Source organism: Trichocoleus sp. FACHB-90, assembly GCF_014695505.1.
Classification (GTDB): Bacteria; Cyanobacteriota; Cyanobacteriia; order Cyanobacteriales; family FACHB-T130; genus Funiculus; species Funiculus sociatus.
In genome coordinates, this window is sequence record NZ_JACJOK010000073.1 from 125350 (window position 1) to 144595 (window position 19246).

At 45.7% G+C, this 19246-nt stretch carries 13 protein-coding genes; 6 read left to right on the forward strand and 7 right to left on the reverse strand.

What is annotated here, in order from left to right; all coding sequences use genetic code 11:
- Window positions 1-24 precede the first annotated feature (24 nt).
- Both H6F74_RS21895 and H6F74_RS21900 read left to right on the forward strand, forming a co-directional pair.
- Window positions 25-576, forward strand: coding sequence for a GNAT family N-acetyltransferase (locus tag H6F74_RS21895; RefSeq protein WP_190444349.1), 552 nt, complete (start codon window positions 25-27; stop codon window positions 574-576).
- A 159-nt stretch (window positions 577-735) separates the two neighbouring features.
- A complete protein-coding gene (locus tag H6F74_RS21900; RefSeq protein WP_190444271.1) occupies window positions 736-2892 on the forward strand; it encodes a polyribonucleotide nucleotidyltransferase in 2157 nt (718 codons plus the stop codon).
- 80 nt (window positions 2893-2972) lie between these two features.
- Here the strand turns inward: H6F74_RS21900 and H6F74_RS21905 are convergent, their stop codons facing one another.
- On the reverse strand, window positions 2973-3374 hold the full coding sequence (locus H6F74_RS21905) for a pentapeptide repeat-containing protein (RefSeq protein WP_190444272.1): 402 nt from the start codon (window positions 3372-3374) through the stop codon (window positions 2973-2975).
- Window positions 3375-3725: 351 nt separating this feature from the next.
- On the opposite strand from H6F74_RS21905, the gene tpiA reads away from it, so the two are divergent.
- Window positions 3726-4451 (forward strand): triose-phosphate isomerase, encoded by a 726-nt coding sequence (tpiA, locus tag H6F74_RS21910; RefSeq protein ID WP_190444350.1) that lies wholly within the window; start codon window positions 3726-3728, stop codon window positions 4449-4451.
- A gap of 90 nt (window positions 4452-4541) precedes the next feature.
- Complete coding sequence (folP, locus tag H6F74_RS21920) at window positions 4542-5537, forward strand: dihydropteroate synthase (RefSeq protein WP_199301491.1); 996 nt, start codon at window positions 4542-4544, stop codon at window positions 5535-5537.
- A 21-nt stretch (window positions 5538-5558) separates the two neighbouring features.
- Here folP and H6F74_RS21925 read toward each other — a convergent pair whose 3' ends face one another.
- From H6F74_RS21925 to H6F74_RS21950, 6 genes are all read right to left on the reverse strand, one after another.
- Window positions 5559-6374 carry a stomatin-like protein gene (locus tag H6F74_RS21925; protein WP_190444273.1) on the reverse strand — a complete coding sequence of 272 codons (816 nt, stop codon included), beginning with the start codon at window positions 6372-6374 and terminating at the stop codon, window positions 5559-5561.
- Between the two features lie 195 nt (window positions 6375-6569).
- Window positions 6570-10427, reverse strand: coding sequence for a PAS domain S-box protein (locus H6F74_RS21930; protein ID WP_190444274.1), 3858 nt, complete (start codon window positions 10425-10427; stop codon window positions 6570-6572).
- A gap of 39 nt (window positions 10428-10466) precedes the next feature.
- Window positions 10467-10622: a hypothetical protein gene (locus tag H6F74_RS21935; protein WP_190444275.1), complete on the reverse strand. Its 156-nt coding sequence runs from the start codon at window positions 10620-10622 to the stop codon at window positions 10467-10469.
- Between the two features lies 1 nt (window position 10623).
- Window positions 10624-12435, reverse strand: coding sequence for an alpha/beta hydrolase (locus tag H6F74_RS21940; RefSeq protein WP_199301493.1), 1812 nt, complete (start codon window positions 12433-12435; stop codon window positions 10624-10626).
- A gap of 131 nt (window positions 12436-12566) precedes the next feature.
- A complete protein-coding gene (locus H6F74_RS21945; RefSeq protein ID WP_190444276.1) occupies window positions 12567-14858 on the reverse strand; it encodes a polysaccharide biosynthesis tyrosine autokinase in 2292 nt (763 codons plus the stop codon).
- Window positions 14859-14921: 63 nt separating this feature from the next.
- Window positions 14922-16391: an SLBB domain-containing protein gene (locus tag H6F74_RS21950; RefSeq protein ID WP_190444277.1), complete on the reverse strand. Its 1470-nt coding sequence runs from the start codon at window positions 16389-16391 to the stop codon at window positions 14922-14924.
- A gap of 278 nt (window positions 16392-16669) precedes the next feature.
- On the opposite strand from H6F74_RS21950, the gene H6F74_RS21955 reads away from it, so the two are divergent.
- On the forward strand, window positions 16670-18055 hold the full coding sequence (locus H6F74_RS21955) for an O-antigen ligase family protein (RefSeq protein ID WP_190444278.1): 1386 nt from the start codon (window positions 16670-16672) through the stop codon (window positions 18053-18055).
- A gap of 229 nt (window positions 18056-18284) precedes the next feature.
- Complete coding sequence (locus H6F74_RS21960; RefSeq protein WP_190444279.1) at window positions 18285-19199, forward strand: phytanoyl-CoA dioxygenase family protein; 915 nt, start codon at window positions 18285-18287, stop codon at window positions 19197-19199.
- The last annotated feature ends 47 nt before the right edge of the window (window positions 19200-19246 follow it).

The following is a 19246-nucleotide window of genomic DNA, read 5'->3' on the forward strand; positions in this document are numbered from 1 at the left end:
TATATTTTCCAAAAAACTATGAATATTAACTTGCCTTGGCAGAAAAGTTTAAAAAATGGAACAAAAGTAAACTTAGACCGGATGCGCCTAAGCGAACAAAATGCGGTCAGGGCGTTATTGAACCAAATCATTATTGAGGATCAAACGTATCCACAAAATCAACCTCTATCCGAAGTAGAATTTGCTGCCTACTGGATGACTCACGATGCTTTTGTCGTCACTGCCGATGACGAAACCGCGGCAACGCCGGAGGAAATTTTGGGAGCTTTCTATCTAAAACCCAATTTTCCCGGACGATGCAGCCACATCTGTAATGCTGGCTTTATTGTACAACCATCTATGCGGGGTCAAGGCATTGGGAGGTTGATGGGACAGGGAATGCTAGAAATTGCCACCCTTCAAGGTTATACGGCGGTGATGTTCAATTTAGTCTTTGCAAACAACACCCCATCCATCCAGTTATGGGAATCCTTGGGATTTCAGACAATAGGGCGCATTCCAGGTGCGGCCTATTTATCTGATGGACGGGTGGTAGACGGACTGATGATGTATCGGCCATTAGTCATTAGGCATTAGTTCAGTCAAAAGTCGTTAGGTTGTCCGGTTGTCCGGTTGGGAGAAGCTGACAACCTTCAAACGCTAACAGACAACTGACAACAGACTAAAAGCACCAACATTATACAAATGCTAGGATTGCGAAAGATAAAGAAAAATGATGAAAGGACAAAGTACCACATGGTAGAACTAGACAAGTCAATATCCTTTGATGGACGGGATATTCGACTGAAAGTGGGGTTGTTTGCCCCACAAGCAGGGGGTTCAGTTTTGATTCAGTCAGGAGATACGGTAGTTTTAGTCACGGCGACTCGCTCAACTGGCAGAGAGGGAATTGATTTCCTGCCTTTAATAGTAGATTACGAAGAAAGGCTTTATGCAGCAGGTCGCATTCCCGGTGGTTTTCTGAGACGGGAAGGGCGGCCGCCGGAAAAGGTGACACTGACAAGCCGTTTAATTGACCGTCCCCTGCGTCCGTTGTTTCCTTCCTGGTTGCGAGATGACCTGCAAGTGGTAGCAACGACACTTTCTATGGATGAGCAAGTACCGCCGGATGTGCTAGCGGTGACTGGCGCTTCGATTGCCGTGTTGTTGGCAAAAATTCCTTTCATGGGGCCGATGGCGGCAGTGCGTGTTGGTTTAGTAGGCGATGATTTTATTATCAATCCTACTTATGCAGAGATTGAGGCGGGGGATTTGGATTTGGTGGTGGCAGGTTCCCCAGAAGGTGTGATTATGGTGGAAGCTGGAGCCAACCAGTTGCCAGAGCAGGATGTGATTGAGGCGATTGATTTTGGCTATGAGGCGGTGCGCGATTTAATTCAGGCGCAGCGAGAGCTTTTAGCAGAACTGGGTATAGAGATGGTGCAAGAGACACCGCCGGAATTAGACCCGACGCTAGAGAATTTTATAAGCGATCGCGCAACCGCTCAAATCAAAGAAGTCTTATCTAAATTTGACTTAGATAAAAACCAGCGTGATGCTCTCCTAGACGAGATCAAAGAGACGCAAATCACCAGCGCGATCGCCCAATTACCCGAAGAAGACCCGATACGAGTTGCCGCTTCCGAAAACTCTAAAGCAGTTAGCAACGTTTTCAAAGGTATCACCAAAAAGATGATGCGCCGTCAGATTATCGAAGATGGCGTTCGCGTAGACGGTCGCAAACTTGATGAAGTGCGTCCCGTCTCCTGTCGCGTCGGTCTGTTACCTACTCGCGTTCATGGTAGCGGTTTATTTAACCGGGGACTGACCCAAGTATTATCTGTTTGCACTCTCGGAACCCCAGGCGATGCCCAGGATCTCGCAGATGACCTGCACCCAGAAGATGAAAAACGCTACTTGCATCACTATAACTTCCCGCCCTATTCTGTAGGGGAAACCAAGCCGATGCGCGCTCCTGGTCGTCGGGAAATCGGTCACGGAGCGCTGGCAGAACGAGCCATCGTGCCAGTGTTGCCGCCGAAAGAAGAATTTCCCTATGTGATTCGGGTAGTATCGGAAGTGCTATCTTCCAATGGTTCAACCTCGATGGGTTCCGTGTGCGGTTCCACCCTTGCTTTGATGGATGCTGGCGTGCCAATTTCTGAGCCAGTCAGTGGCGCAGCAATGGGTCTAATCAAAGAAGGCGACGAAGTTCGCATTCTCACAGATATCCAGGGAATCGAAGATTTCTTGGGCGATATGGACTTTAAAGTTGCAGGCACCGAGAGCGGCATCACGGCTTTGCAAATGGACATGAAAATCAGCGGATTGCCCTTAGAGGTAATCGCCAAAGCGATTGAGCAAGCCAAGGGGGCGCGGCTGCACATTCTGGAAAAAATGCTGACGACCATTGAGAAGCCGCGTACTGAAATGTCGCCGTTTGCGCCTCGTCTGCTGACAATCAAGATCGATCCAGACTTGATTGGCATGATCATCGGGCCCGGAGGCAAGATGATTAAGAGTATCACTGAAGAAACTGGTGCCAAGATTGATATTGACGATGATGGCACCGTAACGATTTCTTCCGTGGATGGTGAGAAGGCGAAAAAAGCCCGCAACATTATCCAGGGTATGACGCGGAAGCTGAACGAAGGAGATGTCTATGCTGGTCGCGTTACCCGTATTATCCCGATTGGTGCTTTTGTGGAAGTGCTTCCCGGAAAAGAAGGCATGATCCACATTTCTCAACTGGCTGACTATCGGGTTGGTCGCGTAGAAGATGAAGTAGCTGTCGGTGATGAAGTGGTTGTCAAGGTGCGAGAAATTGACTCAAAGGGTCGGATTAATTTGACGCGCTTGAACATTCACCCGGATGAAGCAACAGCAGCCCGCGAAGCGGCGGCGAACCGTTAAATAGCAGATAGAACAAAGCTCGGTCTGTTACAGACCGAGCCGCAGTATTTGAGGTATTAGTTTTCAACAACTGCCTTACTCTATCTCATGCCTTTGGGCAGAATTGCATTATCTAGGGCAGCATCCTCTAAGTTAGCATTCATCAAGTTTGCCTGAGTCAGGTTGGCACCGCTCAAGTCTGCTTGTTGGAGATCCGCACTATTGATAAATGCGGCAGTCATATTAGCCTTTTCCAGATTAGCCGCTGTTAAATCAGCACCTTCCAGGTTAGCTTTGGACAAGTTTGCGCCTTTCAAATTAGCCCCTCTCAAGTCAGCCCCGGCCAGGTGAGCGCTTGCCAGATTTGCCTGTGTTAAGTCGCAGCCCTTACATTGTTTAGTTTCTATCAACTGTCTGACATGGGCCGGATTTTCTGCGCGAACCGGAGCTACTAAGCTTAAGGGAAGTAGAAGTGCTGCGGTTGCTAGAATTGCTAATTTCATATTTTTTACCGACGATATTTTATTAATTCTTTATTTTTCTTTCTGATATAATCTTATGTTTTACGATTATTCCAGACCATCCTGCATTAGGTTGAACCTGTGAGGTGAATCCAGAGGAAAGTCGGGAAAAAATTTTGAAGTAATACCTAAGAGATAGAAGGGGGAAAAAAAGAGCAAAGCCCCGCGTGTAGGGCCATACGCTACTCTTTGGGAAGCCCGGTAAGCATCAAGGCGATCGCGATCGCATCTACATTATGTATAAAATTGATCCCCTTAAAGGCAGAGGTTCCCCCGCGCCGTACTAAACTGGAGGTTACAGTTTTTAGCATTGTGAACTTGGCTGAGCTACCTGTGCGGAAAATAGTTATTGCTGGTAATTGGAAAATGTACAAAACCCAGGCAGAGAGTCTGGAGTTTTTGCAAGGATTCATGTCCCACCTGGAAGAAACCCCCCAGGAGCGGCAAGTCGTTATCGCGGCTCCCTTCACCGATCTGGGCATCCTATCGAAGAATTTACATAACAACCGGGTGCTGCTATCTGCCCAGAATATCCACTGGGAGCAGGAGGGAGCCTACACAGGTGAAATTTCCGGTTCCATGCTCACTGAAATCGGTGTGCGCTACGTAATTGTCGGTCACAGCGAACGGCGGCAATATTTTGGCGAAACCGATGAAACAGTTAATCGGCGACTCAAAGCAGCCCAGCACTGTGGTCTAACGCCGATTCTCTGCGTCGGTGAAAGCAAAGAACAACGAGCGAATGGTGAAACGGAATCCCTGATCGTCACCCAACTTGAGAAAGGTCTTGTTGACGTTGACCAGCAGAACCTAGTTATCGCCTACGAACCCATCTGGGCAATTGGCACTGGCGACACCTGTGATTCCCCGGAAGCTAACCGGGTAATCGGTCTGATTCGCAGTCAGTTAAAGAATCCTCATGTTTCGATTCAGTACGGTGGCTCGGTAAAGCCTAATAATATTGATGAAATCATGGCGCAGCCAGAAATTGATGGTGCGCTGGTGGGGGGAGCGAGTCTGGAGCCTGAGAGTTTTGCTCGGATTGTGAATTATAAGTAGTAGTCATTAGCTAATGGCTAATGGCTAGTGGCTAATGGCTAATGGCTAATGGTCATTAGCTATTAACAAACGACTAATGGCTAAGGACTAATGACTAATGACAGCGGATTTTTGACAATCAGGGGACAAACCTTTGAGTGGGGAAAGCGCACGTATTTGATGGGCGTGCTGAATGTAACACCTGATAGTTTTAGTGACGGGGGAGACTTCAGAGCGATCGCTTCTTCCCTGGCGCAGGCTCAGCATCTAATAGCGTCTGGTGCAGATATTCTCGACGTGGGAGGACAATCGACTCGACCAGGAGCCGCCCAAATCTCTTTAGAAGAGGAATTGCATCGGGTGCTGCCAGTAGTGCAGGCACTCCGAGAAGGCGAAAGACAAGACAAACAAATTGATCCAACCGACCCCCCCAGCGAAAATCAGGCGATGTTTTGGGAAGAACGGGAGGTTGGGGGAAGAACCAGTAATGGTTCAACTCCCTCATCAATCTCCCCAAAAATCGCTTCAAAATCGTCAGTGGTGATTTCGGTGGATACGACACGCTCGGATGTAGCACGGGCTGCGATCGCATCTGGGGCAGATATGATCAATGATATTTCCGGCGGGACTTTCGACCCTCAGATGTTGCCCACCGTAGCAGAGTTAGGCGTACCGATTGTGTTGATGCACATCCGGGGAACGCCTGCGACGATGCAGCAGATGACAGATTATCAGGATTTGATGGGGGAGATCGGGCAGTTTTTGGCAAGCCGGATAGAAAGCGCGATCGCATCTGGCATTGACCGCCAGAAGATTATCATTGACCCAGGTATCGGCTTTGCCAAAACTTACGAGCAAAGCCTAGAAATCTTGCGTTCCTTGCCGATGTTACGTTTTTTGGGCGTGCCGATTTTAGTGGGGCCATCCCGGAAAAGTTTTATCGGGCGGATTTTAAATCAACCCGATCCCAAAGCCAGAGTTTGGGGAACTGCGGCGGCTTGTTGTGGAGCGATCGCGAGTGGTGCTGATATCCTGCGAGTACACGACATTCAACAAATGCACGATGTCTGTCGCGTCGCCGATGCCATATTTAGAATTAAAAATTAATAAAACTTTTTTAATTCTAAATTACTTATTGCCATTGCCGCCATTGCTGCCATTTGGTACGTCAGTCTCCGTTCCCATCAGCTCTCCGAGTGCTTCGCTCATAGCTTTCGGGTCCATAAACAGAATCTTGGAATTGGGAGATTCGCCTAATCTATAGTTAGCATCGACAAATCTCTGAGCCAGATAAAATTGCAAAACTTCCTTACTATTAGCTTGCGATCGCAAAGCTTGAGAAATCCGGTTCATATACTCCGCAGCGCCCTCAGCTTCCAAAATTGATGCCCGTTTTTTAATCTCAGCTGCCCGCTCCTGCTCCATCGACTCTAGCACCGTCTGAACTGGCATAATATCCAGAACTTCCACACGAGTGACTTTCACGCCCCAAGCGTCAGTCACATCATCGAGCTCCGCCAGCATTGCCTGATTAATTTCTTTTCTAGCTGAAAAGGTCTGCTCCAACTCCATCTGACCAACTTCAGTTCGCAACCGGGTCAAAACCAGATTTTTCAGCGCGTTTTCAATATCATCAATAGCGTAATAAGCTTTCTTGAGATCAAAAATCTGCCAATACAACACAGCATCGGCTATCAGAGAAACATTATCTCTGGTGATGGCTTCTTGAGGTTCAATGTCTAAGACCCTCTCACGAGTTGTCTCCTCAACTACAATTGAGTCCACAAAAGGGATGATGAAGTTAAGACCGGGTTCTAGTTTGCGATGGAACTGACCCAAGCGCTCTACCAAAGCTTGATTACCCTCATTGATAATTTTCCCAGAACCCACTGCTGAGCCGATAATCAGTAGGGCTAGGGGAGCAAGAATTGTGATCGGGTCCATGACTTTTGTTTTTTCCTCAAAAAGCTACTTTCCAAGTAGCTATTACCTTAATGGTAACGAAAGCAATGTGCAACTTTACGTTTTGCTTTGTTTGTCTCGTTCCGAGCCAAAGGCTAGGAATGCTTACCCTAAGGCTGGAGCCTCATATCAAGTTTGTTTGTCTGGTTCTCACTCAGAGAGTAGAAACGAGAAATTTCAATTTTGGCAAATAGGGATTTCAATCCAAAACTCCGCTCCTTGTCCAGGTTCTGAGAAACATTTCAAGACACCGCCGTGCTTTTGGGTGATAATTTGGTAGCTAATGGATAGCCCCAAGCCAGTACCCTTGCCTACGGTTTTAGTAGTGAAGAAAGGATCGAACAAGCGCGATCGCACATTGGCAGTCATTCCCGATCCATTATCTTTTATTTTTATTACCACACGCTCAGCATTCAGCAGCTCGGTGCAAATCCGAATCTCCGGGGTTGGGGATTGGGGATTAGGGATTGGGAATTGGGGATTGGGAATTGGGGATTGGGGATTGGGAATTGGAGATTGGGGATTGGGAATTGGAGATTGAGAATTGGGAATTGGGGATTTCCTTGTCCCTTGTCCCCAGTCCCTTGTCCCCAGTCCCTTGTCCCCAGTACCCAGTACCCAGCCCCCAGCCCCTTCCAAAGCATCAATTGCATTGACAAGGATATTCATAAATACCTGGTTTAGCTGCCCTGGATAGCACTCGATGAGGGGCAAGTCGCTGTATTCTTTAATCACCTGAATACCGGGACTTTCAGGCTTGGCTTTGAGACGATTGTGTAAGATCAGCAGCGTACTATCGATGCCCTCATGGATGTCTACGGGCTTCATCTGGGCTTCATCCAGACGAGAGAAGTTCCGCAGAGACAGGACAATTTCGCGGATGCGCTCTGCCCCCACTTTCATCGAAGTTAACATTTTGGGGAGGTCTTCGAGTAGAAAATCGAGGTCAATTGTTTCGGCTTCCTCCTGAATTTCCGGCACCGGATTGGGATAGTGCTGCTGATACAGACTCAGGAGGTTGAGCAAGTCTTGAGTATATTCCTCGGTATGGACAAGGTTGCCATAGATGAAGTTGACGGGGTTGTTGATTTCGTGAGCAACACCAGCAACTAGCTGCCCCAAACCGGACATTTTTTCTGACTGTACCAGTTGCAGTTGAGTGTGTTGCAGCTCTTTTAAAGTTTGCTCTAGCTGAGTAGTTTTGTATCGCAAGGCTTCCTCTGCGGTTTTTCGCTCAGTGATGTCCATCAGCAAGCCATCCCAGATAATATCGCCATTGGCTTGCAGTTCTGGACGGCTTGCACCTTGAATCCATTTCAGCTTTCCTGATGCTGTATACATTCGTCCTTGCCAGTGCCAAGGCTGGAGCGTTTGCGCGGATAACGCCACAGAGTCTTTATGCTCTTGGAGGTCATCGGGATGAATTAGATTGTAGACGAGGGAAACATCGCTCTGGGCGGCTTCTGGCTCCACTTCATACAATTCTCGGCAACCGGGACTCATGTATGGGAAAGATATCAAGCCATCTGGTCGCAGGAGGAATCGATAAATCATTCCTGGCATATTCGCAGCTAGCTTTTGTAATTTTGCCTCAGTTTCGGACAATGCTTCTGTGGTTCGCTTATGCTCGATATTTAAAGCGATCGCATTCGCTACCGTGAACAGCCCCATCTGTTTCGCTTCACACAGCGGTTTAGTAAAGAACATTGCCATCACGCCAACCAGCTTTTCTTCTACAAATAGGGGGTAGCCAGCGAAAGCAACCATTCCTTCCCGCTTCGCCCACTCTCGATCACTGATGAGAGGATCGTCTTGGATGGTGTTCGTCAGGTGTGGCTGGCGCTTTTGGGCAATCATACCAATTTTAAACTCGCCAACTCTGACTCGGCTATGGGGGCCGTCGATATGGGTGTACATTCCAGCACTAGCTTGCAACTGGAGTACATCCTCCTCCGAGTTGAGTATCCAAATACGAGCAAATGCTGCATCAAGGTGTCGAACTATGGTTTCGGCACACAACTGAAGGTTTTGTTGCAAAGTTGCCTTCTGCGTCAAAGCGAGGTGTACATCTGCTCGCAGCGCCTCCATGCAAAGCTGCGCCAACAATGCCTCTTCTGCTTGCTTCCGCTCGGTGATGTTTTGTGTCATCATCATGCCAGCGGTAATCTCTCCGTTTTCATTTCTCACTGGCAGAGTATGCACTTTATAGATGCGTGAAGCAAAGCGATTGCCGCAGAAGCGCGAATCACGATAAGGGACTTCAAAGACATTTTCGGTGCCAGTCAGTGCTGCATGAAAATAAGGCTCTAGGAGTTCACTGGTTTTCGGCGTGACTGTCTCGTGCAGGGTTTTTCCTTCCAAAAACTCTTTCTCTTTACAGCAGCCGACAGATTCTAAGTCTGTACCTTCAGCTAAGGTGTAGCGGTAGTCACTGTCAAATAACAGTACAGCACCATTAGGGAAGTTTTTGGCTATTGTGCGATAAAGTTCTTCACTTTTTCGCAATTGAGTCTCAATTTGCTTGCGTTCGGTGATATCTTCTGTAATTGCCAGCAAATACTCTGGTGTTCCTTGGGCATCTAAAAGCGGTATTTTCCGGGTGTGCAGTATTCTTAGCTCTTGATGCCCAGTCTGAATCTGCTCTTCGGGAATGTCTACCAGTTTGCCATTCCTCAACACTTCTTGGTCAATGTGGGTGAAGAAATCAGCTTGTTCTTGTGGGAACAAGTCATAATCATTCTTGCCCAGCAGGTCTTCTCTGGAAAAGCCGAGCAGCTCCTCGCAGGTTTTATTGCAGAACGCAAAACGGAGATCGGAAGCATTCTTACAACAAACCCCGACGGGTAGATTGTCTAACACAGAGTTGAGAAATGTTTGGCTTTGCAAGAGAGCAACTTCTGCACGTTTGCGCTCGGTGATGTCTCTGCCGATGCCCGTTGTCCCCAAGACTAACCCAGCTTCGTCGCGCAGAACAATGGCGTTAAAACTTATATGGACAGGCGTGCCATCCGAGTGCAGTTGTACTGTCTCATACTGATAGTGAGACTGGGTCGCTAAAATCCGCTGATACACTTCCCAGTCTTGCTGCTGTTGTTCTGGCGGCTGAAAATCGGTGAAGGTATGCCCAATCATTTCTTCTGGTTCGTAACCCAGAATGCTCTTGGCGGCAGAGTTAACGAAAGTAAACCGCCCTTCTTGGTCGGTTGACCAGATTAGATCCTGCGATATTTCGACTAAATCGCGGTACTTTTTTTCACTTTGTTTGAGTGCTGTTTGGGCTGTGGTGTAAGCTTCTGTAGCTAATACGCGCTCGGTGATATCGGTTTGCGCCCCGATGTAGTGAATTACGCGCCCCTTAGTGTCGCGGACTGGCGAAATCTTCAGCTCATTCCAAAAATGTGTGCCGTCTTTGCGGTAATTTTTGAGGACGACTTGACAAGAGTTTCCCTCGCGGATGCTGCTGCTGACTTGCTCTATAGCGATGGGATCTGTGTCTGCTCCCTGCAAGAATCGGCAATTTCTGCCGATAATCTCGTTGCGGGAGTAGCCTGTAATTTTTTCAAAGGCCCGGTTGCAATAAATGATGGGATTGTCGGGTAGAGTAGCATCGCTAATGACGATACCTGTACCGCTATATGCGATCGCTTGTTCTAATAAATACAGCAATGTTTCTACAGAACCACCTAGAAACGGCTCTTGCTGTTGAGGTAGTTCGGGCGGCTGATCTTCAGTGTGATTAGTAAGAAAAATATCGGAACTGGGAGTCATAGAACATTGGGGATAGGGAATGGGGTGGTGGCAGTAGTTTCCCGGTCGTCCGCCCGAATTGCGATCGCGCCCTTCGACAGCTATTATTGTTTGCCGAACTATTTGGATGCAGTATAGGCTAAACTCTCTTGAATATGTAAGCGTGATGCTACGGGAATTGTAACCATTTGCTATGTTGCTTTCCGTGAAAAACAGGAGAGGGTAGATATGGAAGACAAGGGACTGGGGATTGGGGGCTGGGGACAAGGGACAAGGGACTGGGGACAAGGGACTAGGGACTAGGGACTAGGGACTAGGGACTAGGGACTAGGGACTAGGTAAGACTTTTTCCCAATCCCCAATCCCCAATTCCCAATTCCCAATTCCCAATTCCCCAATTCCCAATCCCCAATCCCCAATCCCCAATTCCCAATTCCCCAATTCCCAATCCCCAATCCCCAATCCCCAATCCCCAATCCCCAATTTATGGCAGTGCAGACAAACTAAGCCAGGAAATAATACTTGCTGGTAATTGCGTATTGAAGCGCAGAGGCATTTTTGGGGTAGAAAAAGATTGGGTGTAGGCGGGTGAGAGAAACGGCTCGTAAGTTGGGGCGGCTGGAGTTAGTTGTTTGACAAACGAGAGGCCGATCCCTTGGAGCAACTGACGCATAGGAGTAGCAACCATGCCTGTTCTTTCGTTAACCAGCGTAGTTCGGGTGAGAACTTCGCCTTGGGAGCCGGGGCTAAAGTCGCTAATGCTTAAGTGAGTGCCACCGATGGCCGTGATCAAGTATTTTGGATTAGGTAGTTGCCTAAAAGGTCGCAGTTGATGGTTCAGTGCTGGGGTGAGGTTGTCATCTGTCCCGGTCAAGATTAAGGTGGGGGTGGCAACTTGGGCAAGTCCAGTTTTGCCAAACAACTGTCCGATAACTGGGTTGAGAGCGATCGCGCCCGCTATCCGGCGATCGCGCAATTGCACTCTCTTTTCAGGTAAATCCGCGCCTGCACACTGCAACCAGTCTCCTCCAGATTTCAAAAGCGGGTTGCGATTTTTGCACACGGATCGCAATTCGTCTAAATTCAGTTCGGCTCCTGCCAAAGCTAAAGCTGTGTAACCGCCCAAGGAGTGACCGATGGCGGTGACTTTCTCGGTATTTAGCTTACCTTGTAGGGAGCCTGGTTTCTGGTTTAGCTTTTTTAACCGATCTAGCAAAAAACTAACGTCTTTAGGCGTGGCGATAAACTCGGATGCTGCTAGCAAGGGATTAAGTCCAGGGAACCCTACAGGGCTGCTGCCTAAATGCTCGGCAAAAAGTCGGCTGGCATTACTACCAGGATGCTCGATGGCGGCGACGGTGACACCGTGGGATGCTAGATGACGGGCTAGGTAGCCTAAAAATGAGCGGTCAGCACCAAAACCGTGAGAGATGACTACCAATGGGGTGTTGAGTTGCTGCGGTTTCGGTGAGGGAGACCAGGAGGATTTGTCTCCCTGATCTCCCGCTTTTGCCTCTCTCTTTATTACCTCTGGCAGTTCTTTCCAGACTGGGGCGGAGAATGAGTTTGCCCAGTAGAGATCGACGATGATTTTGCGATCGCGTCTTCGGTCGTAAAAACTCCGAGTTTGTTTTTGCACTCTCTCAGAACCGAAAGCTGCTGGGTTAAAGGCTGGGCTGAAATTTTCCCCAGCGACGGTCAATTCCCGTTCTAAGAGCAAGCTTAAAGCTTTACTCTCCCAGTAGGGGGCGTTAAATTCTAGGACAATAGCGATCGCGCTTGAAGCATCTAAGGTTATTGTTTCGGCTGGGTATGCCTGCAAAAAGCTGATAACGCTTAAGCCGTTGCTTTGTTGCACAGCTAGACTCAAGGCAGCTTGCATTTTTTCAATGTTACTGTCGGGCAAAGCCACGCCGATTTTCTCGATTAACTCTTTTCCTACTGGTGATCGCAACAGGTCTTTAACTACTTTGTCTCCCAATTTGGGATCTAGCTGCAAGCTAGAGTTGAGCGTTTCCCGAAATTGGGGAGTTAACAAAAGCTGGTAGTGCTTAAGCGTCCGGGGAACTTTCCCCGTTTTGGCAAATTCTTCTAAGTCGCTGACCGCTACTGACTGGTGAAATGGCCCCAAGCGCATTTTCACTCGTTCGGCTGCTAACACCGGATCGAGACTCGATGAGAGTGCGATCGCTCCGCCAGAAAGCGCGATCGCTGCACTCCAGAAAATTCTTTTTCTCCAGCTTCCAGAAATTGCTTTCCCTGGACGTTTTGATCCGGTCTGGGTTTTTTGAGTCATTTGCCGTAACGCCCTACCACAAGACCAGTCAAGCTTTAACTTCATCATTACTCCTCTGACCAAAGAATTAAAAATGCCAAATTAAACATAAAAAAAGAACTATTTCCCTTTTTATTTTTAATTTTTAGTTTTTAATTTTTTCCAGTGCGGCTATAAGAAGGATACGCGGGAGCCGTATAACCTTTCAAGCCATTGGCAACTATACCCAAGACAGAGCCACCAGAGATTTTTAATCCATCTAGTGCTTTCATCAGCATAGTACGGTCTGTTTTGTCAATTCCCACAACCAGCACAGTCCCATCTGTATTAGCAGCCAGAATGTTGCTATCTGCAAGACCGACTAGGGGAGGCGAGTCGTAGATAACTAAGTCAAAACGGGCTTGAAATTGCTCGATGAGATACTGCATTTTATCTGACGAGAGCAACTTTATCGGGTCTGAGGAATTTTGACCTGCGGTTAACACGAAGAGGTTCTTATCTGAGGGCGATCGCCCAATGGCATCATTAATACTCAAGTCTGTAGCGATGACATCCCCTAATCCACGCACGTTGGGTAAATTCAAGCGACTATGCAAACTCGGACGGCGCAAATCTGCGTCTACTAATAATACCCGTTGACCAATTGCTGCTGCTGCCAACGCCAGGTTAATCGCCACAGTAGACTTGCCATCTCCGGGTACAGCTGAACTAACTGCCAACGAAGTAATCGGTCTATTGGCACTAATTAAGCGAATATTTGTATACAGAGAGCGAAATGCTTCCAAGAATGGGGAATCGGTGTAAAAATTCAAGGAAGCTCTGCCATTGCCATTATTAACAAGATTGCCGCCCAAACTTTCATTTAAACTACCTACCTCCGGTAAAGAAGCAAATTCCTTTTGTTTCTTAGGAGGTTTTTTGAGTTCTTTGGCGAAAGGAATTACCCCAAGTATCGGTAGTTTAGTTTCACCTTTTACATCTTCAGGGGTGTGGAATACTGTATTGAGAGCTTCTATCAGGAAACCCAGCCCGATGCTAAGAAGCGCACTCAAAACGATTGCGATCGCTAACTGTTTTTTAGTTTGTTTCGTAGCAACTGATAGCAGGTTGCCCTCTTCATCAACTCGTAGCTGAGGATTTTCAATCAATTCCCAAGGCACTTCCTGCTGGGCAGCATCTAGCCTCAATGCTTCGCGTTTGGCTAAAAACTCCTTTAAATTCTGCGTCGCGACTTCTAATTTCCGCTGTAAATCTCCATACTGTCGGGAAACATCTGGCAATTGTTGAAGTTTTTGCTTTACCTGCCTTTCAGTTTGAGCAATCGTTTGGTAGCGATTTTCCAATCCTTCAAGTTGCCCAGCAACTTTTTTCAGAATTCCTTCGGCTTGTTGACGCAACAAATTTTGTATATTTTGTTGCCTTTCCCTTAAAACCTGAATAGGTGGGCTGTCTTCACGGAATTGGGGAGACATTGACGCAATCTCAGTTTCTAGCCCCTGTAGCTTTCCAATTAAGGTTTCATATGTCTTGGAATCTGTAGCTAAAACTCCGGTAGGATTCCCTTCTCTCAACTGTTTTTGCAGAGTAGCGTAAAACGCTCGAGTTTCCGCCAATTGTACTTGAGTATCTAATCGATCTTTCTCCAGAGCCAGAGCTTGCTGAAACAGCATAGTGTCTGCTTGTTCCGGATCGCTCACATTGTACTGCTGCCGCAATTTTTGCAGCTGTCCTTGCAGTGTATCAACTTGCCCCCGTAGCTGTGGGAGCTGCTGATTAAGAAAATCCAGTCCCTGTTTTAGACTTGACAGGCGCTCTTGTTGGCTGTACTTAAGATAATTTCGAGAGAGTTTATCCAATATGAAATTTACTTTTTTGGGATCTTTATCTCGATAACTAACTTCTAAAATCTTTGTTCCATATTGCGTCCCATCTTTCTCATAATTAACTCTAAATATTAATAGCTTATTAATCATAGAGTTATAGTTAATATCAGGATATTTTTTTTGCATATCCTTGATTACTGGCTCCATCAATTTGCTACTAAGCAAAACCCTAATCTGAGTCTCATAATCCAATAAACTAGATTTTTCTACTTCAATTTTTTGGATATCTGCATTATTTGTTTGAGAGGATAAAAATTGCTTTGCCAATCTGTCTTCAGCGGTGACAGGCTCAACTAAAATCCGAAACGACCCTTCATACTCTGGAACAATACTTTTCGACTTCAAAACGATCGTGCTTCCAGAGATGGCAGTCAATACAATTGCTACCCCTGCCATAATTGGCAAGCGGCGACGCACAACTCCTAACAGCCACGCTAAATCTAACTTCTGCTCATCACCGTCGTCAGGTTGGACAGTGAGCTGTCCCGGCAATGATTGCGGCTGGTTTCCTCCGCCATTACGCCTATTAAAAAACGCCTGTGAATCGTGTTCGGTATCCATTTAACAATTAGAGAAAGGTTAGCTACATAAAACCAAAAAGAAGACGCACCCGAAACACCAAAATTACTGCCTATCCAAGATTCCGAAGAGACTAAAAATGTTAAAGAAAGTGAAAACTTTCTCAATGGGTTCTAAAAATGTTCTCACGCTATCACCAGTTTTAGCGCTACCAGAACGGCTGACTACAATAATGTCGTTTTCGCGTAGGAGTGGATTATTTTGCTCATTGATTCCTTGGGCTAAATCAATTTTGACTTTGCTTTTCGACACCGTGCCGTCAGGATTGAGACGAATCAGATCGACAGCCTTGCGATCCGCTCTAGCATCGTTAAATCCTCCCGCAGTTAGCAAGGCTTGATTCAAGGTTGTGTTGGGTGCAACCTCCACGACTCCAGGTTTTTTAACTTCTCCTACCACACTAACTTTAATAATACTGGGAGAAAAGCTAGTGGTTGCTAATTCTGTTACTTCTGTCGGGTTGACTACTGTTGCAGTGGGAACAACAATGGTATCTCCATCTTGCAAAATCGCATCTTGGCTCACATCTCCTGTCTGCAATAGTTGCCACAAATTTATATCGATGAGTTGTTCAGTTCCAGATTTTGTGAGCCGACGTAGTTGGACGCGGCGCACATCAGCCAATGGCTTAATGCCGCCAGCCAAATCGATAGCCCGCGTCACGCTGGGAATTCCCAGCGTTCTTTGTTCTAATGTTGTTTTTCCGCCGATGACGACATAAGATCCAGGGCGGTTAACTTCGCCTACGACAGCAACGGTGCGGGGTTTCTCTAGAGGTGGTGCAAACCGAGTAGTGGCTAATTGGCGTGTTTCTGCTAGGTTGACGGTAGTGGCTGTGGGTACATAAATTGAGTCTCCATCTCGTAAATTTAAATCTTGCCGCCTGTCGCCAGTTTGCGCCAGTTCCCAAAGGTTAAGAGTGATGACTTGATCTTTACCTGACGCTGTTTTGCGGCGTACCTGAACCCGACGAAGATCGGCGGCTAGGGTAACTCCTTCCGCCAACTCAATTGCCTGGGTTACAGAAGGATATTGCAGCCCAGGTACGGTTCCAACTCCTGCTGTCAGGGGAATTGTGAAGCCTCCGGGACGGTTTACTTCTCCCCCCACGCGAATATTTGCGGGACGCGGAGACAGAACGCTCATTGTAATGATGGGACGTTTGAGGAAGCGAAAGTATTTAGAGGAAATGACATTAGCCGCCTGTTCTACGGTTCGCCCTTCGACAGGTATAGTGCCAATCAGGGGTAGGTAGATTGTGCCATCTGCTAGAACTGTGTACTCGCCGCTAAACTGAGGAACCTCGAAGATATCAATGCGGAGGCGATCGCCCCCACCTAATGTATAAGCTGCACCAGCTGGCACGGGGCTGGCATTAGGTTGTGCTAATGGTGCATTTGGCTGAAAACCGGGTACTTGCGCGTATGTTAGAGATTGGGAAGAAATGGTAAGTGTTGCCCACATTAAACTCGCACAACCACGGGTGAGTTGTTTAGAAAAACCTACATCGACCATACACAACCTACTTGCTTTATCCTTATTAATTTAAGCTTGACTTTCAATAAACTGCCAAGGCTAATATTTTTTACTTAATCTCTTATGTAAATTTACTGATAAATTACTGCAACCTATCCCCGGTCAGTATTCTATGGGTTTATTAAGCTGATTATAATTTTTTTAGCTGGCAAGAAATTTGCAGATGTAATAAATTTAATATACCGTAAATTTATCTTTCAGGTATTTATATTCTGACAGGGAAAATTTAGCAGGTTCTTTTAACCAATAAAATAGGTATGAATACTATAACCTCAGAGCCTTTACTTCTCCTCATTATTCTAAGCATGGTGGTTATTTATATTTTATTATTATTTAGCAATGCTAGTAATAATAAAACTTTTTCGGCCACTTTAGAAAAAGTTTTTATTATGCTGGTGATATTTGCGATCGCTGGGGTAACGTTAAGTGGTTTTGATAAAATACACCCTAGAGCTTTGTATCTCGAAGGCAAAAAGCTTTTTTCTCTCCTTTTACAAATAGGAATCTATGTGGTCGGCTTGTTTATTATATTTTCCCGGCTAAGGCACACCCTTAAAGATATTATCTTTGTATATTCAAAAATTATATTAAAAAATCCCTATTTCTGTCTTTTAATGTTACTTTTATGCCTGTCTGCTGCTTGGTCAGGAACCCCAGTATATACATTAAAAGCCAGTATGGTTTTTTTAGGAACCACTGTTTTTTGTATTTATGTTGGAAAACAGTATAAGTGGAAAGAACTGTTTGAATTATTACTGTTGACCAACCAAATTATACTTGTACTGAGTGTATTTTACGCTTTATTCAGACCGTCAATCGGAGTAACTTCTAAAGGCTGGCAGGGAATTTTGCCCCACGGCAACGCTTTTGGCTTCTTGATGGCTCTGACTGCGATCATGTTTTATTTGCAGTCAGTCCGCAAGCCCAAGACTAAGATGCAATCTTTGGGATTTGCTGCTTTAGCTCTTTATTCTCTCCAACGCTCAAACAGCGGTATGGGTAAAGTTTTAATGGTTTTATTGGTAGGTGTATTAGTAATTGTCCGGTTTATAAAAAAATTGCCACCTAGATTAGCTTTCGCCTGCATTATCTTTTTCATGGCTCTGGGGATTTGTCTGACTATTTTGGTAACGCAAAATGCAAAATTTATTATTGTAGATACTCTGGGGAAAGATTTGTCATTAACCGGACGTATGGACTTCTGGCCCCTGGTAATCGAGCGTATCAAAGAAAATCCAATACTGGGTTATGGATACTTAGGATTTTGGCAATCTTGGAGAGGAGAAGCCGACCCTGCTGCTGACATCCTAGTAGTGAAAACCCAATTTAAGCCTGAGCATTCTCACAATGGCTTTTTAGACCTTACCGTAGATTTAGGTTTAGTAGGATTAGGTCTATTTTTCCTTTCTTTTCTTACTAATATTGCGTTATCAGTAAAGTACATGAAACGCAGTACAGACGTTGAATTAGTCATGCCCCTTCTACTTACTACGTGGGCAGTGATGACAAACATAACAGAAACGGGCTTGATGTCAATTACCTATGCTTGGATGTTTTATGTTTTAGCGACAGTTCGATTGTGCCTGGACTCTACAACGGAAAGTCGTAATGAACATCCCAGACTGCAAGAACCGCTTCGCTAGTGCGCCTCCTCCTCTTGAAGAAAGCCACGCAGGAGCATGAGCCTCATAACAGGCATTCCCAGTCAGAGGCTGGCAACGAGAAAGGGTAGAAAATATTTTTTCAGCATAATTACGTAGGACATTTGTCTAATAATTTAATTTCAGCGTAATTACGTAAGACATTTGCCTAATAATTTAATAACATACGATTAAATTAATAGGAAAATAGCAGCTTTTGGAGGATTTATTTATGGATAGACCAAGAGACTATTATCAAGCTAATGGATACTATATTTTTAGAAATCTCATTCCTCAAAACATAATTGATAACCTTTTAAACGAATATGCGTCCCAGGTTATTACATCAAGTTCTCCCTTTTTTAGGCAGTCAAGTAACCGCTGGCAACCTAATAAAATTAATGATTATGGATATTCCGAAGAATCTTTTCGCGATGTTCACGATTACCCAAAACATTCAACATTTACTGAATCAGCTAGAAAAATTTTTTGTTTGCAGCAAGTTAGGGAAGCATTAACTGAATTAACGGGTATTGAGGAACATAATTTAATGCAAACTATGTTGTTCGATATGAACACTGCTACCCCAGCCCATCAGGATTGGTACTACTTAGACTCTATGCCAAATGGTCATTTACTGGCTGGTTGGTTTGCCTTAGAAGATATTCACGAAGAAGCTGGTAGATTCTATGTTTTGCCAAAATCTCATCTAGTGGATTTTGAATTAACAGAAGATGAGAAGCTTTCTAATCGTTTCTATTTAGAAAAATTAAAGGGTTATATCAATTCTCATAAAGATGAGATTAATGCACCAGCTTTGAATAAAGGAGATGTACTTTTCTGGAACTCCAGAACCATTCACGGTTCTTTGGAAACAATTAATCCTAAGTATTCTAGAAAGTCTCTCACCGCGCATTATCTGCCAGCGGTGTATGAATTTGGCAGCCGCAATGCCTCTTCTCCTACTGCTGTAGAATATGCTGCATACAACGGGATGAAATATCGCTTGATTCCTTCAATGTACAAAGAATATTCTCCGGCGTCCAAACTAAAGACGGATTTATTGCAGTATTTATGGGAGCAGCCGAAATTGATGCAGACCGCTCAATTTGTGAGAAAAGTTTTGCAAGGTGCTAAAGCTAAATAACTGGATTTTTATAGCATTTGCTACATGAACTATGTAGCGCGACTTTT